This window comes from Sinomonas sp. P47F7 (assembly GCF_049332655.1).
Classification (GTDB): Bacteria; Actinomycetota; Actinomycetes; order Actinomycetales; family Micrococcaceae; genus Sinomonas.
In genome coordinates this window covers 976,418-998,707 of the sequence record NZ_CP186327.1, presented here as the reverse complement: position 1 = coordinate 998,707, position 22,290 = coordinate 976,418, and the positions used below count along the sequence as shown (strand labels likewise).

Annotated in this window: 21 protein-coding genes; 16 read left to right on the top strand and 5 right to left on the bottom strand. The window is 66.6% G+C overall.

Annotated features, from left to right (window positions below; all coding sequences use genetic code 11):
- Positions 1-32: 32 nt before the first annotated feature.
- The 5 genes from ACOKR1_RS04865 to ACOKR1_RS04845 form a co-directional block, all read right to left on the bottom strand.
- Positions 33-746, bottom strand: a complete 714-nt coding sequence (locus ACOKR1_RS04865) for a gluconate 2-dehydrogenase subunit 3 family protein (RefSeq protein ID WP_415853374.1) — start codon at positions 744-746, stop codon at positions 33-35.
- Positions 747-764: 18 nt separating this feature from the next.
- Positions 765-2,435: a GMC family oxidoreductase gene (locus ACOKR1_RS04860; RefSeq protein ID WP_415853375.1), complete on the bottom strand. Its 1,671-nt coding sequence runs from the start codon at positions 2,433-2,435 to the stop codon at positions 765-767.
- Between the two features lie 65 nt (positions 2,436-2,500).
- Complete coding sequence (locus tag ACOKR1_RS04855) at positions 2,501-3,118, bottom strand: type 1 glutamine amidotransferase domain-containing protein (RefSeq protein WP_415853376.1); 618 nt, start codon at positions 3,116-3,118, stop codon at positions 2,501-2,503.
- Between the two features lie 175 nt (positions 3,119-3,293).
- The gene (gene dhaL, locus ACOKR1_RS04850; RefSeq protein WP_415853377.1) at positions 3,294-3,944 is read right to left on the bottom strand and encodes a dihydroxyacetone kinase subunit DhaL; all 651 of its coding nucleotides are present in this window, start codon (positions 3,942-3,944) and stop codon (positions 3,294-3,296) included.
- A gap of 8 nt (positions 3,945-3,952) precedes the next feature.
- Positions 3,953-4,954 (bottom strand): dihydroxyacetone kinase subunit DhaK, encoded by a 1,002-nt coding sequence (locus ACOKR1_RS04845; RefSeq protein WP_415853378.1) that lies wholly within the window; start codon positions 4,952-4,954, stop codon positions 3,953-3,955.
- A 372-nt stretch (positions 4,955-5,326) separates the two neighbouring features.
- On the opposite strand from ACOKR1_RS04845, the gene ACOKR1_RS04840 reads away from it, so the two are divergent.
- The 16 genes from ACOKR1_RS04840 to ACOKR1_RS04765 all read left to right on the top strand — a co-directional run bounded on the left by ACOKR1_RS04840 (position 5,327) and on the right by ACOKR1_RS04765 (position 22,289).
- Positions 5,327-6,031, top strand: coding sequence for a cysteine hydrolase family protein (locus ACOKR1_RS04840; RefSeq protein ID WP_422935603.1), 705 nt, complete (start codon positions 5,327-5,329; stop codon positions 6,029-6,031).
- A gap of 199 nt (positions 6,032-6,230) precedes the next feature.
- Complete coding sequence (locus ACOKR1_RS04835) at positions 6,231-7,841, top strand: sugar ABC transporter ATP-binding protein (RefSeq protein ID WP_422935602.1); 1,611 nt, start codon at positions 6,231-6,233, stop codon at positions 7,839-7,841.
- Positions 7,838-8,851, top strand: a complete 1,014-nt coding sequence (locus ACOKR1_RS04830) for an ABC transporter permease (RefSeq protein ID WP_415853381.1) — start codon at positions 7,838-7,840, stop codon at positions 8,849-8,851. Before ACOKR1_RS04835 ends, ACOKR1_RS04830 begins: the two co-directional genes overlap by 4 nt.
- Before the next feature lies 1 nt (position 8,852).
- Positions 8,853-9,980, top strand: a complete 1,128-nt coding sequence (locus ACOKR1_RS04825) for an ABC transporter permease (protein WP_422935601.1) — start codon at positions 8,853-8,855, stop codon at positions 9,978-9,980.
- Between the two features lies 1 nt (position 9,981).
- On the top strand, positions 9,982-11,136 hold the full coding sequence (locus tag ACOKR1_RS04820; RefSeq protein WP_415853383.1) for a sugar ABC transporter substrate-binding protein: 1,155 nt from the start codon (positions 9,982-9,984) through the stop codon (positions 11,134-11,136).
- 183 nt (positions 11,137-11,319) lie between these two features.
- Entirely contained in the window at positions 11,320-12,045 is a 726-nt protein-coding gene (locus tag ACOKR1_RS04815; protein ID WP_415853384.1) for a FadR/GntR family transcriptional regulator, read from the top strand.
- A gap of 229 nt (positions 12,046-12,274) precedes the next feature.
- Positions 12,275-13,297 (top strand): LacI family DNA-binding transcriptional regulator, encoded by a 1,023-nt coding sequence (locus ACOKR1_RS04810; RefSeq protein WP_415853385.1) that lies wholly within the window; start codon positions 12,275-12,277, stop codon positions 13,295-13,297.
- A 128-nt stretch (positions 13,298-13,425) separates the two neighbouring features.
- On the top strand, positions 13,426-13,908 hold the full coding sequence (locus tag ACOKR1_RS04805; RefSeq protein ID WP_415853386.1) for a hypothetical protein: 483 nt from the start codon (positions 13,426-13,428) through the stop codon (positions 13,906-13,908).
- A 101-nt stretch (positions 13,909-14,009) separates the two neighbouring features.
- Positions 14,010-15,164 carry a substrate-binding domain-containing protein gene (locus ACOKR1_RS04800; protein WP_415853387.1) on the top strand — a complete coding sequence of 385 codons (1,155 nt, stop codon included), beginning with the start codon at positions 14,010-14,012 and terminating at the stop codon, positions 15,162-15,164.
- Between the two features lie 62 nt (positions 15,165-15,226).
- The gene (locus ACOKR1_RS04795) at positions 15,227-16,732 is read left to right on the top strand and encodes a sugar ABC transporter ATP-binding protein (protein ID WP_422935600.1); all 1,506 of its coding nucleotides are present in this window, start codon (positions 15,227-15,229) and stop codon (positions 16,730-16,732) included.
- A 1-nt stretch (position 16,733) separates the two neighbouring features.
- A complete protein-coding gene (locus tag ACOKR1_RS04790) occupies positions 16,734-17,720 on the top strand; it encodes an ABC transporter permease (RefSeq protein WP_415853389.1) in 987 nt (328 codons plus the stop codon).
- Between the two features lie 2 nt (positions 17,721-17,722).
- Positions 17,723-18,844: a Gfo/Idh/MocA family protein gene (locus tag ACOKR1_RS04785; protein WP_422935599.1), complete on the top strand. Its 1,122-nt coding sequence runs from the start codon at positions 17,723-17,725 to the stop codon at positions 18,842-18,844.
- 14 nt (positions 18,845-18,858) lie between these two features.
- Positions 18,859-19,677, top strand: a complete 819-nt coding sequence (locus ACOKR1_RS04780) for a sugar phosphate isomerase/epimerase family protein (RefSeq protein WP_422935598.1) — start codon at positions 18,859-18,861, stop codon at positions 19,675-19,677.
- Between the two features lie 34 nt (positions 19,678-19,711).
- Positions 19,712-20,887 (top strand): Gfo/Idh/MocA family protein, encoded by a 1,176-nt coding sequence (locus ACOKR1_RS04775; RefSeq protein WP_422935597.1) that lies wholly within the window; start codon positions 19,712-19,714, stop codon positions 20,885-20,887.
- 64 nt (positions 20,888-20,951) lie between these two features.
- Positions 20,952-21,260, top strand: coding sequence for a putative quinol monooxygenase (locus tag ACOKR1_RS04770; RefSeq protein ID WP_422935596.1), 309 nt, complete (start codon positions 20,952-20,954; stop codon positions 21,258-21,260).
- A gap of 27 nt (positions 21,261-21,287) precedes the next feature.
- Positions 21,288-22,289, top strand: a complete 1,002-nt coding sequence (locus ACOKR1_RS04765) for a sugar phosphate isomerase/epimerase family protein (RefSeq protein ID WP_415853394.1) — start codon at positions 21,288-21,290, stop codon at positions 22,287-22,289.
- The last annotated feature ends 1 nt before the right edge of the window (position 22,290 follow it).

Below are 22,290 nucleotides of genomic sequence, written 5' to 3'. Positions count from 1 at the left end.
CGGCCGGGGAAAGCTGGCCCCGCCAGTCCTCCCTACTGCTCGCGAGGGGCAGACTGCCTCAGGTGTGGGATGAGGTCGTACCAGTCGTATTCGCCCTCATAGAAGTACGGCGTGGTGTCGTAGGTGCCGTCGATCGTGTCCTTGAGCGACTTCGGACCGGGGAAGCCGATCACGTTCCACCCCATCTGGTCCTTGTTCCCGCCATAGACCGGGTCGCCGTAGAAGCCCTGGCGGGTGTGGAGGCAGATCGTGTCGAAGAACGAGAGGTTCTCGTCAAACGATCCCTGCAGGAACGTGGTGACCGGTTCCTTGGTGCCGAGGGTGACCTTCTGGGGCTTCGGTGCGCCCGAGAGCGCGATGAGCACCTGATCCTGCTGTTCTTCCGTGAGATCCACGAAGGTCTTGCCATCGAGGTTGCGCGAGATCTCGTCGAGGGTCTTGACCCCCTGCCGGTACAGTTCCTGCATCTTGAACTGCCGCCCGCGCCACGCGTCGGCGTGCTTGCCGGAGAGCTTGAGGAAGCCCGAGCCGTCGGCGGAGGCGAAGATGTAGTCGATGCCAGAGACGTACCGGTCGATGAAGACCACGACGCGCGCCTCCTTCGCCCCCGGATCCTCGTCTGTCGGCATGATCCGAGCCGTCACTGCCTCGACCGTGTCCCATTCGTGCTGGGTGAAGAAGAGCCGCTCGTCCGAGTCCGGGTCGACCGGCGCGCCGACGGTTTCCCACTCTGATTTGAGAGTCATTTCACTGCGTCCTTTCCCTTAGGCCGGCTGCTTGAGCCGCTCGACACGGCCCTTGGAATAGGTGTTGACGATGTAGTCCGAGCAGCGCCACGCATTGGCCATCATGGTCAGCGTGGGGTTCACTCCGGTGGCTGTCGGGAAGCCTGAGCCGTCGACGATGAAGAGGTTCTCTACGTCGTGCGCCTGTCCCCACTCGTTGAGCACGCTCTTCGACGGGTCCGTGCCCATGCGCGCGGTACCGTGCTGATGGCAGGTGTTGCCCGTCATCTTGTCGAGGTAGACCGGCACCGTCTTGCGCGCGCCGGCGGCCTCGAGAATCTCGGCATTCTTATCGACCTGCCACTTCCCCATCGCGACGTCGTTCTTGTGCGGGCTGTGGGTAATCCGCGCAACGGGCAGGCCCCAGGCGTCCTGATAGGTGGGGTCGAGGTCCACGCGGTTGGACTCCACGGGCATGTCGTGGAGAATGAGCCCGATCTTCATCGCGTAGTTGAAGTAGTTCCGGTCCGCGTCCTTGAGCGCCTCGCCCCAGGTGGGGCGGCCGGGGAAGACCCAGTTGACCGGGTGGCACGTTTGCGAGGCGGAGATGATGCAACCGCCGATGTGCCCACGATTCTCGTCCGTCTCATAGAACTCGAGGGACCCACCGGAGATGTAGTTCCCCGCGAAACCGTTGAGAGGCTCGTCGATCTCGTTGTCGAACAGGCCGACCGCGAAGAGGTACTCGTGGAAGGTCGCGTTCTTGCCCACGAGGCCCGAGCTGTTGGCCAGGCCGTCGGGGAACTGCGCGGAGCGCGAGAGCAGAAGCAGCCGGGCCGACTCGATCGCCCCGAGGGCGAGGATGACGACGCGGGCGTCCTGTTCCACCTCGTTGCCTTCCGGGTCGACGTAAATGACGCCGGTGGCCTTGCCGTCCTTGCCGAGCTTGACCTCCCGGACGAAGCTCTCGGCGCGGACTTCGAAGTTGCCAGTGGCGAGAGCTTCGGGGATGAACGTGGTGAGCACGTTCGACCGTGCTCCCGAGGGATCGCCGTACTGGTTCCAGAAGCTCGTCTTGTTGAACGGGTCTCGGCCATTGTGGTTGTTGGTGACCATGGCGTGCGGGATCGGGAACGCGTTGATGCCCATCTTGTTGCAGGCGTCATAGAACCGCTTGCCGTAACGGGTGGGGCGCAACGGTGGGCTGGGGTAACCCTTGGAGCGGTACGGCTCGTACTTGTCCGCACCGGCGATTCCGGAGACTCCAAAGGCCCATTCGACTTTGGTGAGGTAAGGCTCGAGGTGCTCGTAGCGGAATGGCCAGTCGGCCAGGTTCATGCCTTCGATGTCCCCGTGGAGGGTACGAAGCATGAAGTCCGATTCGCGGGGACGCGGAACCCACCCGGCCCAGTGGTTCGTCCCGCCGCCGACCATCTGGGGCGTCGGTGAGAACGCGAAGGGCTGGGCCACCTCTCCGTCGTTGTATCGCAGGGTGCGCGGGAAAAGCGTGGGGTCAGGCCACATGTAATTGCGATTGACGAACTTCAGCTCGTCGCCCGAGTAGTGCTCGTGCGCTCGCAACCACGGGCCGCGATCGAAACCGACGACCTTGAGTCCAGCTTCGCTAAGCACCTTCGCCGCGGTGCCGCCATTGGCACCCAGGCCGACGACGACGGCGTCGACCGACTCTGGCTTCTTCCTGATAGTCATTGAATCACTCCTGTTGGGGCCGGCAGCACGTGCCGATATGGGTTGAGAGTGTTGTGAAGGCTCGCCTAGGACACGGCAACGCCGGTCTCATACCGGCTGCCCGCCGGGTCGCCGGCAAGATCGGTCGCGCGGTTGTGGGTGGAGTGCTCCGAACCGGCCGCACGGCCCTCGAGGTGGGCGATGATCGCTCGCGTGAAGTCCGGGAGGTCGACGGGGGTGCGGGAGGTGATGATGTTGCCATCCTCGACGACCGGCTGGTCGACCCAGGTACCACCCGCGTTCTCGACGTCGTCCTTGATCGGCAGGTAACCGGTGGCCTTCCTGCCCTTGAGTGCGCCGGCCGAAACGAGCACCCAGCCGCCGTGGCAGATTGCGCTCACAAGCTTGCCGGACTCGTTCATCTGACGGACGAAGGCGATCATCTCGGGATGCAGGCGCATGTTGTCCGGGGCGAAACCGCCCGGAACCACGACTGCATCGAACTCCGACGGATCGGCGTCGGCGGCCGCGCCGTCGACCTCCATCGGGTAGCCCTCCTTGCTCTTGTAGCTGTCCTTCGTGCCGCTTCCCAGCACGTGGACGTCCGCGCCTGCCTCCTGGAGGCGAAGCAGCGGGTACCAGCCCTCGAGGATCTGGTACTCGTCTTCGATCAGCAGGGCGATCTTCGATCCATTGAGGCTCATGGTTTTGACCTTTCGTGTTGGTGTCTTGAAATGAACCACCCTCTAGAGGAGGGGGACGCGATGGGCATGAACTGCGGGAAGCTGACCACCGAAAAGACATTCATCAGGTTGTCAGGTGGTCTGAACTCTTCCGCATTGAAAAGGGAGTGTCAAGAGTCTTCGGTTCGTCGGCCCGCTAGGGCAGGGCGCGGGCAGCGGACCGCATCAGCATGGCCACGGAGGCCGCCCCGGGATCGATCACGCCGCGCGAGTTCTCGCGAGCGTAGCTCGACTTGCCCTTGCGCGCGACCATGTCCGCGGTCGCGTCACGGCCAGCTTCTGCGGCAGCAGCCGCTGCTTCCAAGGCCGCTGACAGCGACGCTTCCCCGGCTTCGACTTGCTCTCTGAGGGTGTGAATCGCCGGGGCCAAGGCGTCGTACATCGTCTTGTCCCCCTGTTTGACCTTGCCGCGTTCCGCCACCCCCTCGCCTGCGGATTCGAAGGCGCGCACGAGCAGCTGGGCGTCCAGAGCGCTTGCCCCGCCGACTGTGCGCGCCATCCGGAGGAAGATTGTGCCGTAGAGGGCCCCGCTCGAACCGCCGACCGAGGAAACGATGTGCATCCCCACGCCCTTGAGGAATTCGCCCGGAAGAGCCTCCTCGCCCCATTCGGGGATGACCCGCAGAAGGCCGCTCATCCCCCGATGCATGTTCGAGCCATGATCCGCGTCGCCACTCGCGGAGTCGAGGTCACTCAGGGCCTCGTGCTCGTCGAGGATTCCGTGGGCGAAGTCGAGGACCCATCGCCGGAGGTTCTCGGTCGCAAGCCCCGTGTTCAAAGTCTCCATATTCTCTCTCATCTCCCCCATCGAAGTGCTGCGGTTTCCACGGGCGCATCCCAGAGCCGGGCGAGCTCCGGATCCAGCTCGAGGAAGGTGACCGCCACTCCTGCTTGGTCGAGGGACGTCACGAAATTCCCCACGAGCTGGCGCGCTATGCGTACGTTTCTCGCTTCCGCTGCTGCGGCCAATTCCCCGGCCATGAGGTACAGCTCCTGATGAGGCGTGCCGCCCAGGCCGTTGACGAGCATGAGGAGGTCCGCCCCCTCCGGGGGAGCGAGGTCGGTGAGGACCTCATCGACCATGAGCTCGGCGATGTCGCGAGCGTCCTGGAGCCGAACGCGCTCGCGGCCCGGCTCGCCGCTGATGCCGATGCCCAAGTCCATCTCGGCGTCGCCCATGCGGTACACGGGCTTGCCCCGAAGGGGCGGGGTGCAGGACGAAAGGCCGACGCCGAAGGTCCCGGAGCGGTCGACGACCCGCTGCGCTATGGCTTGGACCTCGGAAAGACCAGCGCCCTCCTCAGCCGCCGCACCCGCGATCTTTTCCACGAGCACTGTGGCGCCGAGGCCACGTCTCCCGGCAGTCTGCCCGTCGTCGGGAATGGAGACATCGTCGTTGACGATCACCTGGGCGATCTCGATGTCCTCGAAGTACAGGATCTCCTGCGCCATGCCGAAGTTCATCACCTCGCCCGTGAAATTCTTGATGACGTGCAAGACTCCCCTGCCCATGTCGGCGCGCCGGGTGGCGGCTGCTATCTGGTTCGGCACCGGTGAGGTGAAGACTTGGCCCGGGACCGCCACGTCGAGCATCCCATGCCCCACGAATCCCGTGTGCGTGGGCTCGCAGCCGGACCCACCGCCTCCCACCAAGCCGACCTTCGGCGTCGTCGGAAGGTTCTTCCGCTGGAGCACGCGATGGTCGTCATCCCATTCGAGGACGTCATCGTGGGCGCGGACCAGCCCACTCAAATAGTCATCCACGACCGTCGCGGGGTCGTTCATAAATTTTTTCATCAGGTCTCCCCGAGGCCCCCGCACTTCGTCGTCGGGCGGGCCCTCGTCCAGTTCGATGGTTAGACATCAGGTGGTCGGACCAGCAGTCTCTCCTCCCGACCGCTTCCCCGTCAAGCCCCCCGGTGAAGCTTCTCGGCATCGCCTCGGGAAGCTTCTCAGGGTCGTCTCACATCAGGTGAGCGACATCGCGGAAAGGTGTTGACACCTGCTTCAACCCTCTCGTAGTGTTCAGACCACCGGATCACCTGCCACCTTGGTCATCCAGATCCCCGCTATTTCTGACATCGGCCGTTCGCGGCATCGGAACGGCCGAGGCGGAGGAGCAAAGGCCGGCGCTGCAACGCTGCAGGCGCCACAACAGGAGGAAAGAATATGTCGTCCCTCGACTACACCTACGAAAACATCGACAAGGTCATCGACCGGTCGCACTACCTCGCTCCCACCATCGATCCCGAGAAGACCATGCTGCTCGTGCTCGACATGCAGAAGGCCTGTGCTGAAGAGGGTGGCGCCATGTACATCCCCAGCATCGGCGGCGCACCCGAGGGCAAGGATGCCATCGAGCCCGTCAAGAACGTTCTCGACGCCTGCCGGGACAAGGGCATCCCCGTGGTCTGGTCGCTCTGGGGCCTGCGCCGAGACGGCAAGGACGCCGGCTACGCCGACGTCAAGTGGGGCCTCGAGGGCCAGCTCGGCAAGTTCCCGGGGTCTTGGGGTAACGGCGGCGACGAGCTCGTCGACGAGCTCAAGCCGCTCGACGGCGAACCGGTGATGCGCAAGCACCGCTTCTCCTCGTTCTACGGCACGCCCCTGAACGAGTACATGCGCCGCGCGGGCGCCGACACCCTCGTCATCGCCGGCCTCTCGACGGCGAACTGCGCGCTCACGACCGCGATCGACGGCGCCAACCAGGACTACAAGGTCGTCGTCCTCGCCGACGCGACCGCGGCCATCCCCTCGGGCCTGGACGACCCCCTCGGCTACGGCCAGCACTGGGAGGCCCTGCGCAACATCCAGGCCAACCACGGCGACGTGCGCACGAGCAGGGAATTCCTCGAGCTCATCGACGCCGTCTAGTACGGCCCCGAGCCTGCCCCGCACCCGCGGACCACCACCGCGGTGCGGGGCTTCCAGCACCGCGCCCGCCCGCTGTCGTCCTCCTCGCGACTCCCGCCCTTCTCTCCCTTTTCAAGGGCAAAGAAGGTGCATTGGATGTCAGACCACCTGATCACCTGCGAACTGGAAAGCCTTCGCTTCGACAATGAGGTCGCTGAAAATGAACACCACCGAAAACCACCATGGCGCCCTGACGGGCTCCAGCGACGTGCCAGTCGTCTCCGTCCGCGGTATCGGCAAGGTCTACCCGGGCGTCGTGGCCCTGGCCGACGTCGACATGGATCTGCGTGCTGGCGAGATCCACGGCCTCCTCGGCGAAAACGGAGCCGGGAAGTCCACGCTCATCAACATCCTCTCCGGGACGGTGACGCCGAGCGCCGGGTCCATTGCGATCGATGGCGAAGAGGCGGGCATCTCGAATCCGCGCAATGCCCAGGACCTCGGAATCTCCACCGTCCACCAGGAGCAGTCACTCGCCCCTAATCTGACTGCCGTCGAGAACATCTTCCTCGGCCGAGAGATGGTCGCCGGCCGAAACCGTGCCGTAGGAATCCTCGACGAGAGGGGGATGCGGGCCCGGGTGCGCGAACTCGCACATGAATTCGGCCTCACGCACCGCGACATCAACGTCCCCGTCGAAGCCCTCGGCGCGCTCAAGCAGCACGTCGTGCAGATCATCAAGGCCCTGGCCTTCCGTACGCGCGTTCTCATCCTCGACGAACCCACCTCCGGCCTCGCCGACCATGAGCGCCTGACCCTCTTCAGCTACATGCGCCAATTGCGCGAGAAGGGAATTTCGCTCCTGTGGGTCACTCACCGTCTCGATGAGCTCTTCGGGCTGGCGGACACCATCACGGTGCTGAGGGACGGTCGACTCGTTGCCAACGTCGATCCTGCCAAGCACACGGCAGACTCGCTCGTGCGGCTCATGGTCGGACGCTCGAACCTCGCCGCGCGGGGGGACATCGCCGACGGCAACAGCACCAGTGGCTATCTCGGCCCCAGGAACGAAGTCCTCCGGCTGGAGGCCGTCACCCGCCACCCGCGCCTGCACGAGGTGTCGCTCTCGGTCCGCCGCGGCGAGATCTTGGGGCTCGCCGGCATTGCCGGTGCCGGCCGGACCGAGACCGCGATGGTCATCCTCGGTGCCGACCGGCCCGACTCCGGCCAGATCTTCCTGCACTCGAAGCCAACTGTCATCCGCTCGCCGCGGGAGGCCCGGCGGAAGGGCGTCATGTATGTCCCGGAGGAGCGCAAGACCCACGCCATCCTCGGTGACTTCTCCATCAAGAGGAACATCACCATCTCCGACCTGAGGAGAACCGCCGCTGCGGGACTCTTCCTGCGCGGCTCCCAGGAGTCGGCGACCGCCAAGAGGTTTGTCGGTGATCTGGGCATCAAGACGAGCTCCGTGCAGGAAAGGATCCGCAACCTCAGCGGAGGCAATCAGCAGAAGGTCGTTATTGCGCGGTGCTTCTTCACGAATCCGGATCTGATCATCTTCGACGAGCCGACCCAGGGAATCGACGTCGGCGCCAAGGCCGAGGTCTACCGCCTGATCTACGACTTCGTCGATCGCGGCGGAGCAGCCATCGTGATCAGTTCCGAACTCCCGGAACTGATCCGCGTCTCCGACCGCATCGCCGTGATGCGCGAAGGAACCATCGTCGGCGAACTCGAGGGAACGGGGCGCGATGAAGCCGCCTCGGAGACGAGCGAGCTCGGCGAACAGATCATCTCGCTTGCGACCCGAGGGGCTGCAGCAGCATGAGCGTCCTCCAGCGTTCTTCACGGGCTCTGGCGATCGACGGCGTCGCCGTCTCGATCGCCTTCCTGGCCATGTGCGTCTATTTCGCCCTGGCCTCGCCCTACTTCCTCAGCCCGGACAACATCTACAACACCTTCGTCGAATCGGTCCCGGCCATCCTGCTCGCCGCGGGTCTCACGTTCGTGCTGATCAGCGGGGGCATCGATCTGTCCATCGGCTCGAACATCGGGCTAAGCGCGGCGGCCACCCTGTTCGCCTCGATGAACGGGGCGCCGGCCGTTGTGGCGGTCCTTGCCGGCACGGCCACGGGATTCGTCATCGGCCTCATCAACGGAACCTTCGTCGCGGCTCTCGGACTGAGCGACTTTGTCGTCACCCTCGCGACCCTGAGCATCGGCGCCGGCACCCTCCAGGTCTTCACCGTCCACACCCAGCTGACCGGCACCACGGACAGTTCTTTCCTCACCCTCGCGGGCGGGAAGATCGCCGGCGTCCCGACCGGCGTCCTCATCGCCGCCGTCATCCTCGTCGTGCTCGAGGCCGCCCTCGTCAAGACACCGTTCGGACGATCCGTCTACGCGGTCGGAATCAACCCGGACGCGGCCTATCTCGCCGCGGTCGGTGTCCGCAAGACCAAGTTCACGGTCTTCGTCATCTCCGGGGCCGTCGCCGGCATCGGGGGCGTGCTCCTGGCCTCCCACCTCAACTCCGTGCAGCCCGGACTCGGCGGCGGGTACGAACTGACGGCCATCGCCGGGTGTGTCGTCGGCGGCGTTTCCCTCGCCGGCGGGCGCGGCAGCATCTGGCGCGCCGCCGTCGGAGCGTTCTTCCTGGCCGTCCTCAACCGCGGCCTGCAGCTGATCGGCGTCGACCCGCTGTGGTTCTCGATCGTCACCGGCGCGGCCATCGTCGCCGCCGTGGCATTCGACCGCGGCGCCCAGAAGTGGCTGCAGACCACCCTGCGCCCCATGGCCCCGGCGCGGGCCGCGGGCCCGAACCCCAGCGAGGCATGACATGTCTTCTCCTCCCAGCGCATCCAGCCTCGGCCGCCGGATCCAGGCCCTCCTGGCCAAGCCGGGCTCCGGCCTCGTGGTCCTCCTGGTCCTGTTCATCATCCTCATGACCTTCGTCTCGCCGTCGTTCCTCAGCTTCGGGAACTGGGAGAACATCGCGAACCAGGCGGTCTTCGTGCTCCTGCTCGCCTTGGGCATGACGGTCGTCCTCATCGCGCGAGGCATCGACCTCTCCGTCGGATCAGTCATGGGGCTCTCCGCAGGCGTCGGCGCCTACCTCATCACGCAGGGCCTCATCTTCCCGCTCGCACTGCTGGCCGGAATCGGATGCGGGCTCGCGTGCGGCCTCGTGAATGCCCTCCTGATCACCAAGCTGGGGCTGCCGGACTTCGTTGCGACGCTGGCCATGCTGGGCGTCGCCCGCGGCGCCCTCTTCCTGTGGACCAAGGGAACGCCGTTCACCCGCTACATGACACCCGAATACCGCCTGGTCGGCGGCCAGGTGAAACTCGCCGGCCTCATCAGCATTCCCGTGCTGGTCGCCCTCGTCCTGTGCATCGCGGTAGCCCTCATGCTCCGAAAGTCCGTGATCGGCCGCTACCTCTACGCCGTGGGCGGCAACCCGGACGCGGCCCGCCTCTCTGGCATCTCCGTCCCCGCGGTCCAGACGTTCGCCTATATCGTCAGCGGCGGCTGCGCGGGCCTCGCGGGAGTCATCATGGCCGGGCGGGCCACCAACGTGGCACCCACCCTCGGAACCGGCTACGAGATCCTCGCCATCACCGCCGCGATCATCGGCGGCGCAGCGCTGACGGGCGGGCGGGGCCGAATGATCGGCGCCATTCTCGGTGCGCTGACCATCACCCTCATCACCAATGCCATGAACATCGCCGGCATCACCTCCGAATGGCAGCAGATCGTCACAGGAGCCATCCTGCTCTTCGCCGTGCTGCTCGACCGACTCACGGCGTACTTCAAGCAGCGCCAGAACAGCGCCGAAATCGAGCACGCCCCACAAAGCCCGGAAGCCGGCGCCCGTCCAGCAGGTCGAACAGGCAGTGGGCTGACCCCTGCACCGAACCCGTCCGCAGCACCCGAACCGCAGTCCCCAGCCTCAAAGGAGAAATGACATGGGAACCACCTCCCCGAACGAGAATGCCAGGCCCGGATCCACAAGGCGCCAGATGCTGGGCGCCGGCGCCCTCTTGGGCTCGCTGACCCTGCTCTCCGCCTGCACGGCCCCGCCCGGCGGGGCCACGGGCGGTGGCGGCGGCGGTGCCGGGGCAGCACTGGCCGGGAACGCGGACTACGCCGCGGCGGTCAAGAAGCTCGTCAACGGCCGCACCGTCCAGGTCGGCTTCACCCCGCCCGTGCTCTCCGAGTACTACACCCAGATGGAGAACGCCGCGTTCACGAGGATGGCCCAGCTCGAGGACCAGTACGGCGTCAGGTGGAAGTGGGAGAAGTCCTCGCCCACGGGCAACTTCAACGCAGTTGAGCAGCAGATCAGCACCGTCCAGACCTGGACGAGCCGCAAGTTCGATGTCGTCTTCATCTGCACGGGTGCAAACTTCGCGACCATGCAGGGCGTCTACAAGAAGTCCATGGACGCCGGGACGAAGATCTTCCAGTTCAACCAGCCGGTCGAGCTGTACCCCATCGACCAGATCAACACCGTCTCCAATATCGGGTACGACAACCGTTGGCAGTCCGGCTACGTAGCCGGAAAGTTCATCGCCGACACGCTCAAGGGCAAGGGCAAGATCGCGCAGATCATGGGCCCTTCCGGCTCCGACTGGTCCCGCGCGCGCCTCATCGGCTTCAATCAGGCGATGGCGGAGAACCCCGGCCTTCAGGTCGTTGCCACGGCCGACGGCGGGTACCTCCGCGACAAAGGCCTCTCCGCGGCCCAGGACCTCCTCACCCGCCACCCCGACATCAACGCCATCTACGGCGAGAACGAGGACATGGCGCTCGGGGCCTCCCAGGCCGTCGATGCCGCCGGCCTCAAGCAGTGGGACGGGTCCCAGGGAATCGTCATCGTCGGAGCAGACGGTCTGCTCTCCGGCATGGACGCCATCCGCAACGGGAAGCTGACGGCCTCCGTCGACGTGAACTCTGTGGACAACGCCATGCAGATGATCGACATAGCATTCCAGTCCGTCGTCCTGGGCAACTACGTCCCGAAGATCTCGGACATCACGACGCATCTGGTGACCAAGGACAACGCGGACGCCTACGCCGCCTACATCAACAGCATCATGGCGCCCCCCAAGAAGTACTGAGGCGAGGATCCGAACTGCCCGCGTGAGGCGGGGCGCAGCACCGCCGGTGCCCGCCCCGCCTCACGTCGGAACACGGTGGCCGCCTTAGCCCCAATGCGCTGGAGATCGGACCACCTGACCAGTATCATTCAAGAGTCACCCGCTGGGGGGAGACCGAAACACCCGTCAGGGGAAGGAAGAACGATGGCCGAGACTGCCAGCAGGATCGAACGCGTGGAGCGGCTCCGGGTCTCCGACTCGGTAGCCGCCCAGCTGACCCAGCTCATCACCAAGGGCGTCTACGCCGTCGGCGAGAAGCTCCCGCCGGAGCGAGTGCTCGCAGAGGAATTCGGTGTGAGCCGCAGCTCCATGCGCGAAGCCATCAGAAGCATCGAAGCCAGCGGCCTGGTCAGCAGCAACCACGGCGTGGGCGTCTTCGTCGTCAGCAACACCGTCGCCTCCCAGGCGGGCTCCGACCTCCTGGTGTTCGAAGGCTTCACCGTCCCCGAACTGTTCGAGGTGCGGCGGATGATGGAAAGGGACGCCGCGGGCCTGGCAGCACGCCGCATCACGCCTGGGTACGCCTCAGAGCTCCAGGACATCCTCAGCAGATGCGCCGACCCGGACCTCCCCAACGAGGAATTCGTCAAGCTCGACTTCAAGCTGCACCAGACGATCGCGAAGGCCTCCAAGAACGGACTGCTCGCCACGATATACGGCAGCCTGGAGCCGATGATGGTCAAGTATTCGCACCGCGTCATCGACCTCCCGGGCCGCCGTGAAGACTCGCACAGGGGCCACACGAAGATCGTCGACGCTGTCGTCGCAGGCCGAGTCCGCGAAGCCCAGAATGCCGCTGTAGCCCACATCCGCGACGTGGAAAGGGATATCGCCAAGAACATCGCCCAGCCCACCGCGACCCCGGCGTAGCTGCGGTCCTCAGCCCGCCTCGGGATAGCCCGTCGGCGGGACTCTGGCGCCCGTCGGGCAGCCCGTCGCTTCTGCCAGGCAGGCCCCGCCGGGAGCCTCTGGGCGCCCGGATATCCTTAGACGTGGACTCGGTCATCCTCGAGCAGGACGCCGTCGGAGGGAGTTGCCGTTGCCAGGGGCGCCAAGAGGCTCGGTCACGGGCGCATCACGCAAGCCCAGCATCAACGACGTGGCTCGGATGGCCGGTGTCTCGTATCAAACGGTCTCGAGAGTCATCAACAATGCGCCGGACGTCAGCGCCTCGACCCGCGAACGGGTTCTCCGGGTCATCCAGGAGATCGGCTATCGCCGCAATCGGACGGCGACCACCCTCGTCACCAACCGCTCCACCCTGGTCGGAATCCTCACCGACGGCTCCCCCCGCTTCGGCCCCGTCGGGACGCTCATCTCGCTCGAGAATGTCGCCCGTCTGAAGGGCTACGGCACCACAGTTGTCACCGTCGAGGAACCCTACGAAATATCCGTGCCGAACGCCCTCGACACGCTGGACGACATCGGCGTCGACGGCATCATCGTCATTGCGCCGCGGCTCTCGATGGCCTCGGCCGTGTGGAAGGCCTCGATCCGGGTGCCGGTCGAGATGATCGCCGCCGGCGCGTCGTCGACCCCGAACGTCTTCACCTATTCGGAGAACCAGGAACTGGGCGCCCGGATGGCCACCGAGCACCTGATCGACCTCGGGCACACCGACATCGCCCACATCGCCGGCTCGATGGAGTGGTTCGACGGCCGCGTCCGCAGGCGTGGCTGGGAAGGCGCACTGCGCGACGCCGGCCTGCGGCCGGGGCTCTGCCTCGAGGGAGACTGGAGCCCAAGGTGGGCGTATGAGACCGGCCTGCGCCTCGTCGCGGAGGGCCGCGTTCCTCAGGCCATATTCGCGGTGAGCGACCACACCGCTCTGGGCCTGGTCCGAGCCTTCGCCGAGAACGGCGTCAGGGTGCCCGAGGACGTCAGCATCGTCGGCTTCGACGATGTCGAAGGTTCGGATTTCTTCCTGCCGCCGCTGACCACCGTCCGGCAGGATTTCCCCGCCTTGGCAAGAGGCAGCATCGACGGGCTGATCGGCGCAATCGAAGGCCGCGAGGTCGACCGGACCCCGAGTGTCCCGACCCTCGTAGTGCGCAAGAGCGCGATCGCCGCAAGGCTCCGCCAGCCAGCCACTAGCGCAGGCGCGCCTCCCCCGACGATATGACGCGCCCCGCAAGCCTGGACTCTGCGGCCCTCTTTTTGTGACTCTTGACACATAGACCGTGAACGTTCACGATAGATGGAGTCGTGAACGTTCACGGCAACAGCCCGACGAGGATGAGGGAGCCGGAGATGGCCAGTGCGAACAACGCGAAGGCGCTCACCGCGCTTCTCCCGGACGCACGGACGGCCTCCCAATGGCGCAACGCCGAGCAGCTCCTCCTCGCCGCCCCCGGCAGCATCGATGCGATCGGGACAGCAGTCAACGCCTTCGTTCCGGTCAACACCTCGGCGGTCGTCGGCGTCTTCCAAGGGGGCGCCCTCTGGGCGAGCCTGGTTGTCACCCTCGACGCGGATCGCTCGGTGATCGCAGCGATGACGGTCGACGGCAAGGAAGTCGAACTGCGCGGAGACATGGCAGCGGTCTCGGCCGACGTCGTGAAGTGGGTGGAGGCCCGCCACGGCCGCTGCTCCCTGGGACTCTTCTTCGACAAGCCCTACGCACAGGCGTTCCTGGGCTCATCCGACAAGGCTGCGGCAATCCGCGCAGCCTCGGCCGCTGGCGGGCTCGTCCTGTCTCCGGTCCCCCCCGCTCTGGCCCTTGCGCTGGCCTGAGCGGCCCCACCCGCATCGGCACTTCACGGGAGCCGTCGCCCAGCCCGGGCTCTTGCTCCACCCCACCCCTTTCCCCTCCCCGACAGGACTGGAGAACACCTATGATCCGCAGAACAGCCCTCTTCGCAGCAGCCGCGGCCATCGCGCTCGCGGCCGCCGGGTGCAGCTCATCGACGAGCGCCACCGGAGGAACGGACTCCGCCGTCTCCCAGAAGGCCGAGACCGCCCTCAAGCAGGTCACCGGGCAGGTGCTCAGCAAGGGCCCGAACGGCGAGACGCCGTCGCCCGCCTCGGCCACGACCCTGACTCCGGACGAGATCTCGAAGGTCAAGGCCATGGGCGCCACGGCCGCGATCGCCATGCACTACGGCGGCAACGACTGGGCGACGGCGCAGATTGCCGGCCTCAAGAGCGAGTTCGAGAAGCTCGGCATCAAGGTCATCGCCACGACGGATGCCGATTTCAAGCCGGACAAGCAGGTCTCCGACCTCGAGACCGTCATGACCCAGAAGCCGAACATCATCGTCTCGATCCCCACCGACCCGGTCGCGACCGCGACGGCCTACCGGAAGGCCGCACAGGCCGGGGCGAAGCTGGTCTTCATGGACAATGTCCCGCAGGGCTTCACCGCGGGCAAGGACTACGTTTCTGACGTCTCGGCGGACAACTACGGCAACGGCGTCGTCTCCGCCCACGAGATGGCCAAGGCCCTCGGCGGCAAGGGCAAGATCGGCGTCATCTTCCACCAGGCCGACTTCTTCGTGACCCAGCAGCGCCACCAGGGCTTCAAGGACACCATCGCGAAGGACTACCCGGACATCCAGATCGTCGAGGAGAAGGGCATCGCCGGCCCTGACTTCGCCGGCGACGCTCAGGCGGCGGCGAACGCGATGCTGAGCAAGCACGCGGACCTGTCGGGCATCTGGGCCGTGTGGGACGTCCCGGCCGAGGGCGTCATGGCGGCGGCCCGTGCAGCGGGACGCCAGGACCTCAAGATCGCCACCGAGGACCTCGGCAAGAACGTGGCCATCGCGCTCGCGAAGAACGACCTCGTGGTCGGCCTCGGCGCCCAGGTTCCGTTCGACCAGGGCGTGACCGAGGCTCAGATCGCTGCCGGATCCCTCCTCGGCAAGCAGGAGCCGGCCTACGTGGCGCTGAGCGCCCTGCCCGTGGACCACTCGAACGTCCTCGATGCGTGGAAGCAGGTCTACCACGCCGACGCTCCCGCGGACCTCCAGAACTCGTACAAGAAGTAGGGGCCAGAAGCAGCAGAACCAGTCGGGCGGGGGCTGATGCCCCCGCCCGGGAGGGACAACCCATGAACACGCCAGACAACGCCGTCGAGATGCGGTCCATCTCCAAGGCCTTCAACGGGGTTCCGGTCCTGAAGGAGGTCGACTTCGAAGTCCGCAGGGGCGAGGTCCACGCGCTTGCAGGCGGCAACGGCGCCGGCAAGTCCACGCTCATGAAGATCCTGCAGGGCGTCTACCAAGCAGACGCCGGCGAGATCCTCATCGACGGGAAGCCGGCCGCCATCAATTCCATCCAGGACGCGAAGGCCGCCGGCATCGGAATGGTCTTCCAGGAATTCAGCCTCGTGCCCAGCCTGACGGTCGCGCAGAACATCTTCCTCGCCTCCGAGCCGCTGGCCGGCGGCTTCATCGACGACCGTGAGGCCGTGCGCCGAGCCAGGAGGCTCTTCGACGAGATGGAGGTCCGCGTCGACCCCAAGGCCGAGGTCTCGCGCCTCGGCACGGCGTACTGGCAGCTCACGGAGATCGCCAAGGCACTGTCCCAGAACGCGGGGGTGCTCATCATGGACGAGCCGACCGCGAGCCTGGCCAGACACGAGACGGAGGCCCTCTTCGAGCTCATCGACCGGCTCAAGGCCCGCGGCATCTCGATCATCTACATCTCCCACCGCATGGACGAGGTGTACCGGATCGCGGACCGCATCACGATCCTGCGCGACGGGCGCCGGCTGCTCACGGAGCCGCTGTCCAGCCTGACGCCCGAGCAGATCGTCGAGGGCATCGTGGGCAAGAAGATCGAGGGGCAGCTCGCCTACCGCGCACGGGACCACGTTGCGCACGACGGCGTCCCCCTCCTGGAGGTGCGCGGGCTCACCTCCGGCCCCAAGGTCCGGGACGTCTCCTTCGCGCTGCGGCCCGGAGAGATCCTCGGACTCGCAGGCCTCATGGGCAGCGGGCGCACCGAACTGGCCCGCGCGCTGTTCGGCATCGACAAGGCCACGAGCGGCGAGATCCTCATCAAGGGCAAGAAGGTCACGATCGGCTCGCCCAAGCAGGCGATCGCGGCCGGGCTCGCCCTGATTCCGGAGGACCGGCGCGCTCAGGGCCTTGTCCTGGAGCACTCCGTGCGCGACAACCTCCTGCTCCCACTCCTCGGAAGCATCAGCCGCGGCCCGCTCCTGGACGTCGGCGCGGGCAAGAAGCTCTCGTCCTCGCTCATCGACAAGCTCGCGGTGAAGGTCGCCCACCCGAATCGGCCTGTCAGGCTCCTCTCGGGCGGCAACCAGCAGAAGGTCGTCATCGCCAAGTGGCTGGGCACCGACCCCGAGGTGCTCATCCTCGACGAGCCAACGGCCGGCGTCGACATCGGCACGAAGAGCGAGATCCTCGACATGATCCGGGACCTGGCGAGCACCGGCAAAGCGGTGATCGTCATCTCCTCCGAATATCCCGAACTCCTTGCAGTGAGCGACCGAGTCCTCGTCCTCAAGGAAGGTTCCATCATCCAAGACCTGCCTCGCGGCGACATCGCCGACGAGGAGTCCCTCCAACTCGCAGTCCAGGGAGTCTGACATGAGCAAGACAGCCCCCGCGGCCACCATCGAGACGCCGGCGTCGCCGAGCTTCGGCGAGATGCTGAAGAGGCTCGACTGGCGCCGCTACGTCATCTATATCGGCTTCGTCGTGGTCTTCGCCTTCTTCGCGATCCTCCTGCACGACCAGGGCTTCCTGTCCGCGGTCAACCTGCTGAACATCTTCCGGCAGACCGCCACCATCACAGTGATCGCCGTCGGGATGACCTACGTCATCTCGTGCGCCGAGATCGACCTCAGCGTCGGGTCCACCGCCGGCCTCTCGAGCGTCGCCACGGCGATGGGCATCTCCCAGTGGGGCCTCGTGCCGGGCATCCTGGCCGGTCTCGCCATGGGCGTGATCGTCGGGGCCATCAACGGCGGCCTCGTCAGCCTTCTGGGCATCCCGTCGTTCCTCGTCACCCTGGGCATGATGGGTATCGCAGTCGGCGCTGCCCAGTGGGTCACGGCGTCGGCCCCGCAGCCGATCCTCGACGACACCTTCAACACGATCTTCGGCTCCGGCAATATCGGCCCTATCCCCGGCCTGGTCCTATGGTCCGCGCTCTTCGTGGCAATCGGCGCCGTCGTCCTGTCCCGCACGAAGTTCGGCCGGCAGGTCCTGGCCACCGGCGGCAACCGCACCGCGGCCGACTTCACCGGCATCAACACCAAGCGCCTCAAGTTCCAGGTCCTGCTCATCTCCGGCATCGTCGCGAGCATCGCCGGCATGCTCTACGCGGGGCGCCTCCAGTCCGGACGCTTCCAGTGGGGCACGGGCGACGAGCTCTCGGCTATCGCCGCCGTGATCCTCGGTGGGACCAGCCTGTTCGGCGGCTCCGGCACCGTGATCGGCACGCTGTTCGGCTCGCTCCTGATCGGCCTGATCAACAACGGCCTCATCCTCGCCGGGCTCGACAGCAGCCAGCAGCAGGTCGTCCGCGGCGCGATCATCATCCTGGCCGTCGCCCTGGCCCGGAAGAAGTAGCCATGACGGCGGGACTTCGCTCCGGGATCATCGGCACGGGCTTCATGGGCGGCGTCCACGCGCACGCGGTGCGGGCCGCGGGCGGGACGGTGAGCGCCGTCGCCGGCCGGACGACGGCGAGCGCCGAACGCGCTGCCCCCGTCCTCGGTGCGCTGCACGCAGCATCGTCACCCGAGTCGCTGATCGATCGCGACGACGTCGACGTCGTCCACATCTGCACCCCCAACGCGACGCACTCCCCGTACGCGAAGCTGGCCCTCGCGGCCGGCAAAGCGGTCGTGTGCGAGAAGCCGCTCGCGACCTCGGTGGAGGATGCCGCCGAGCTCGCAGACCTGGCCCAGCGCCACGGAAGGGTCGCGACGGTACCGTTCGTCTACCGCTTCTACCCTGCCGTCCGCGAGGCGCGGGGCCTCGCCCGCCGCGGGGACGCCGGCCGCCTCTGGCTCCTGCATGGCTCGTACCTCCAGGACTGGCTCGCCAGCCCCGGGGCGACGAACTGGCGCGTCGACCCCACCAGGGGAGGGGCGTCCCGGGCCTTCGCCGACATCGGCGTCCACTGGTGCGACCTCATGGAATTCGTCACCGGGCAGCGGATCACGCGGCTTGTCGCATCGACGTCGCAGGCGTTCGCGGAGCGGCTCGGCGATGGAGGTTCCTTCCCCGTCGCCACCGAGGACGGTGCCAGTGTGCTGTTCGAAACCGACCAGGGCGCCGCTGGGTCCGTCGTGGTCAGCCAGGTCACCCCGGGCCGGAAGAACCGGCTCTGGTTCTCCTTCGACGGAACCCAGGCCTCCCTGAGCTTCGATCAGGAGCAGCCGGACACGCTCTGGGTCGGCAGAACCGCCGAAGCCTCGCGGATCGCCGTCGGCCCCGACACCCTAACGACCGACGGCGGCAGGCGGTACGCCCGGCTCCCCGCCGGACACCCGCAGGGCTACCAGGACAGCTTCAATGCCTTCATTGCCGACGTCTACGACGCCGTACGCGGGAACGCCCCCGACGGGCTGCCCACATTCGCGGACGGGCTCCGCGCAGCCCAGCTGACCCAGGCGCTCATCAGCTCAGCGCAGGCCCGCGGATGGGTCAGCGTTCCCGGGCACGACAAGGTTTCCACCATCATCTGAAAGGGCCGCAGCCAATGAAACTCGGATACTGCACCATCACCTGGGGCGGGGTCGTCGGGCACCCGGTCGGGGTGACGAGCGTCAAGGACCTCTTCTACATGACCCGCGGGTCTATGGACCGGGCCGTGAAGGACATCGCCTCCGCCGGCTACGAGGGCGTGGAGATGTTCGACGGCAACCTCGCCGAGTACGCCGACCGGCCCGAGGAGCTCCACGGCCTCCTCGAGGAGGCGGGCGTCTCGCTCGTGAGCGTCTACACCGGGGCGAACTTCATCTACGCCGACATCCTCCCCGACGAGCTGCACAGGATCCGGCGCGCGGCCGAGCTGGCGGCGATCTTCGGGGCCGAACGCCTCGTCGTCGGCGGCGGGGCACGTCGCGCGGCTGGCACCACAGATGAAGACTACCGCCGTCTCGGAGAGGCGCTCGACCGCGTGACGGACATCGCGGAAGGATTCGGCCTGTCCGCGAGCTACCACCCGCACCTCACGACCATCGTCGAAGGCCCGGACGAGCTCGAGCGCCTCATGCCCCTCACCAGGATCGGCTTCTGCCCCGACACCGCGCACCTCGCCGCCGGCGGGGCCGACCCTGCGGCCATGATCCGCAAGTATCCCGAGCGCCTCCGCCATGTGCACCTCAAGGACTTCCGCAAGGATCCGTTCGCATTCCTGCCCCTTGGGCAGGGCGAGCTCGACTTCGCGGACATCATAGAGGCGCTCAAGGACAGCGGCTACGACAGCTGGCTCATGGTCGAGCTCGACGAGTACGACGGCGACCCCCGCGCCGCCGCCGAGATCAGCCGGAATTACCTCCGCGAACTCCTCCCCTAACGACCGAATTTCCAAGGAAAAGGAACGCATCATCATGAAGAACCTCAACGTCGGCCTCATCGGGGGCGGCTTCATGGGCAAGGCCCACTCGCTCGCCTACTCCGCGATGCCCATGTTCTTCTGGCCTGCCCCGGCCATGCCCATCCGACACACGATTGCCGAGGCCAATGACCAGCTCGCCGCCGAGGCGGCACGCCGCTTCGGCTTCGAGAACTCGACCTCCGACTGGCGCCGGATCATCGACGACCCGAGCATAGATGTCGTCGACATCGCCACGCCGAACCACCTCCACGCGGAGATCGCCATCGCCGCGGCCCAGGCCGGCAAGCACCTCATCTGCGAAAAGCCGCTCGCCCGCACCGGCGAGGAGTCCAAGGCGATGTACGACGCGGTCAAGGACGCCGGCATCGTGCACATGGTTGCGTTCAACTACCGCCGCACGCCCGCCGTCGCCCTCGCAAAGAAGTACATCGAAGAGGGCGCGATCGGGCGCATCCTCAACTTCCGCGGCACCTATCTCCAGGACTGGAGCGCCGATCCCAGCTCGCCGCTCTCGTGGCGCTTCCAGAAGTCCGTCGCGGGCTCCGGTGCACTGGGCGACATCGCGACCCACGTCATCGACATGGCCCGCTACCTCGTGGGCGAGTTCGCCTCCGTCAACTCAATCCTCTCGACCTGGATCCCGGAGCGGCCTCTGCAGTCCGGCGGGGCCGACGCCCTCGGCAACGTCCGGGGCGGCGAGGGGCCGCGAGGCGAGGTCGACGTCGACGACGAGGTCATGACGATGGTCCGCTTCGCCAATGGCGCGGTCGGCTCCATTGAGGCCACCCGCAACGGCTACGGACGGAACAACTTCATCACGTTCGAGATCCACGGCACCGAGGGCAGCATCGTCTTCAACTACGAGCGCCGCGACGAGCTCCAGGTGTGCTTCGCAAACGACGGTGACGACCGCCGCGGCTTCCGAACCATCTACACCGGCCCGGCCCACCCCTACGGCGAGGGCCTCTGGCCGATCCCGGCGCTGGGCATCGGCTATGGGGAGACGAAGATCATCGAAGCGCACGACTTCTTCAAGGCCATCGCCGAGGGCGGCAGCGTGAGCCCGAACTTCGCCGACGGCTACCAGACCGCGCTCATCGACGACGCCATCGTCGTCTCAGCCGAGAAGGGCGCCTGGATCGACGTCCCGTCCATCGCCGCGGACTAGCACTGCAACCGTTCGGTGGGGGCGCCCGCGAGGAGCCCCCACCACCGTCTCCTCAGGAACACCCATGACCGCACCGCAGAGGAGCCAGGCGGCGCAGGTCTGGCTCATGCCCCCCTTTACGCCCAAACCGGGCCTGGAATCCCCGCTCCGCGCCGCCCTCGAGGCGCTCCAGCGGCTGAGCCGCAACGACGAGGGCTGCGTCGAGTACACCGTCTTCGCGGACGGGGCCCGGTTCGTCCTCATCGAGGGCTGGGACCGACAGTCCGATCTCGACGCCCACACCACTCAGGCCCACGTCCGGGACTTCGTGGCCGAATGCGCAGAGCTGCTCGCCGAGCCGTTCACCGTCACCCCGATCACCCCGCTCGGCTAAGGCCACTCCGACCTGCAAGGAGCCACCATGCGACGCCCGTACACCTTGTTCACCGGCCAGTGGGCCGACCTTCCACTTGAGGAGGTCGCGCGGCTGGCGGCCCGCTGGGGCTACGACGGGCTCGAGATCGCCGTCTCGGGCGACCACCTCGACGCTTCCCGGTGGAACGAACCCGGCTACGTCCAGTCCAAGCTCGACCTCCTCGACCGATACGGCCTCAAGGTCTGGGCGATCTCGAACCATCTCAAAGGTCAGGCCGTCTGCGACAGCCCCATCGACTTCCGCCATCAGGCCATAGTCGGTCCGCGCGTGTGGGGCGACGGCGATCCGGAGGGCGTGCGCCAGCGCGCGGCCACGGACCTCAAGAACACCGCACGGCTGGCCCGCGCGCTCGGAGTCGAGACGGTCGTCGGCTTCACGGGCTCGAGCATCTGGCAATACGTCGCGATGTTCCCGCCAGTCCCGGAAACGACAATCGATGCTGGCTACCAGGACTTTGCCGAGCGCTGGAATCCGATCCTCGACGTCTTCGACAGCGAGGGCGTGCGGTTCGCGCACGAGGTGCATCCGTCCGAAATCGCCTACGACTACTGGACCACGGTCCGCGCCCTCGAAGCTATCGACCACCGTCCGGCCTTCGGCCTGAACTGGGACCCGAGCCACTTCATCTGGCAGGGCATCGACCCGATCTCATTCCTCTGGGACTTCAGGGACCGGATCTACCACGTGGACTGCAAGGACATCAAAGTCCGCACGACCGGCCGGAACACGCTGCTCGGCTCGCACCTGCCGTGGGGCGACCCCCGACGCGGGTGGGACTTCGTCTCGGCGGGCCGCGGCGATGTCCCGTGGGAGTCCGCATTCCGCGCCCTGAATGCGATCGGCTACTCGGGACCGATCAGCATCGAGTGGGAAGATGCGGGCATGGACCGCCTCTATGGGGCGCACGAGGCTCTCGAACTGCTGTCGAAGTACGACTACGACGACGCCTCTGCGAGGTTCGACGCGGCGTTCAGCAACCAGGGCTGAT

What these genes read in the sequence shown, in the direction of transcription:
- ACOKR1_RS04865 (WP_415853374.1), bottom strand. Translation starts at nt 746, where the DNA reads ATGACTCTCAAATCAGAGTGGGAAACCGTCGGCGCGCCGGTCGACCCG.
- ACOKR1_RS04860 (WP_415853375.1), bottom strand. Translation starts at nt 2,435, where the DNA reads ATGACTATCAGGAAGAAGCCAGAGTCGGTCGACGCCGTCGTCGTCGGC.
- ACOKR1_RS04855 (WP_415853376.1), bottom strand. Translation starts at nt 3,118, where the DNA reads ATGAGCCTCAATGGATCGAAGATCGCCCTGCTGATCGAAGACGAGTAC.
- dhaL (WP_415853377.1), bottom strand. Translation starts at nt 3,944, where the DNA reads ATGGAGACTTTGAACACGGGGCTTGCGACCGAGAACCTCCGGCGATGG.
- ACOKR1_RS04845 (WP_415853378.1), bottom strand. Translation starts at nt 4,954, where the DNA reads ATGAAAAAATTTATGAACGACCCCGCGACGGTCGTGGATGACTATTTG.
- ACOKR1_RS04840 (WP_422935603.1), top strand. Translation starts at nt 5,327, where the DNA reads ATGTCGTCCCTCGACTACACCTACGAAAACATCGACAAGGTCATCGAC.
- ACOKR1_RS04835 (WP_422935602.1), top strand. Translation starts at nt 6,231, where the DNA reads ATGAACACCACCGAAAACCACCATGGCGCCCTGACGGGCTCCAGCGAC.
- ACOKR1_RS04830 (WP_415853381.1), top strand. Translation starts at nt 7,838, where the DNA reads ATGAGCGTCCTCCAGCGTTCTTCACGGGCTCTGGCGATCGACGGCGTC.
- ACOKR1_RS04825 (WP_422935601.1), top strand. Translation starts at nt 8,853, where the DNA reads ATGTCTTCTCCTCCCAGCGCATCCAGCCTCGGCCGCCGGATCCAGGCC.
- ACOKR1_RS04820 (WP_415853383.1), top strand. Translation starts at nt 9,982, where the DNA reads ATGGGAACCACCTCCCCGAACGAGAATGCCAGGCCCGGATCCACAAGG.
- ACOKR1_RS04815 (WP_415853384.1), top strand. Translation starts at nt 11,320, where the DNA reads ATGGCCGAGACTGCCAGCAGGATCGAACGCGTGGAGCGGCTCCGGGTC.
- ACOKR1_RS04805 (WP_415853386.1), top strand. Translation starts at nt 13,426, where the DNA reads ATGGCCAGTGCGAACAACGCGAAGGCGCTCACCGCGCTTCTCCCGGAC.
- ACOKR1_RS04800 (WP_415853387.1), top strand. Translation starts at nt 14,010, where the DNA reads ATGATCCGCAGAACAGCCCTCTTCGCAGCAGCCGCGGCCATCGCGCTC.
- ACOKR1_RS04795 (WP_422935600.1), top strand. Translation starts at nt 15,227, where the DNA reads ATGAACACGCCAGACAACGCCGTCGAGATGCGGTCCATCTCCAAGGCC.
- ACOKR1_RS04790 (WP_415853389.1), top strand. Translation starts at nt 16,734, where the DNA reads ATGAGCAAGACAGCCCCCGCGGCCACCATCGAGACGCCGGCGTCGCCG.
- ACOKR1_RS04785 (WP_422935599.1), top strand. Translation starts at nt 17,723, where the DNA reads ATGACGGCGGGACTTCGCTCCGGGATCATCGGCACGGGCTTCATGGGC.
- ACOKR1_RS04780 (WP_422935598.1), top strand. Translation starts at nt 18,859, where the DNA reads ATGAAACTCGGATACTGCACCATCACCTGGGGCGGGGTCGTCGGGCAC.
- ACOKR1_RS04775 (WP_422935597.1), top strand. Translation starts at nt 19,712, where the DNA reads ATGAAGAACCTCAACGTCGGCCTCATCGGGGGCGGCTTCATGGGCAAG.
- ACOKR1_RS04770 (WP_422935596.1), top strand. Translation starts at nt 20,952, where the DNA reads ATGACCGCACCGCAGAGGAGCCAGGCGGCGCAGGTCTGGCTCATGCCC.
- ACOKR1_RS04765 (WP_415853394.1), top strand. Translation starts at nt 21,288, where the DNA reads ATGCGACGCCCGTACACCTTGTTCACCGGCCAGTGGGCCGACCTTCCA.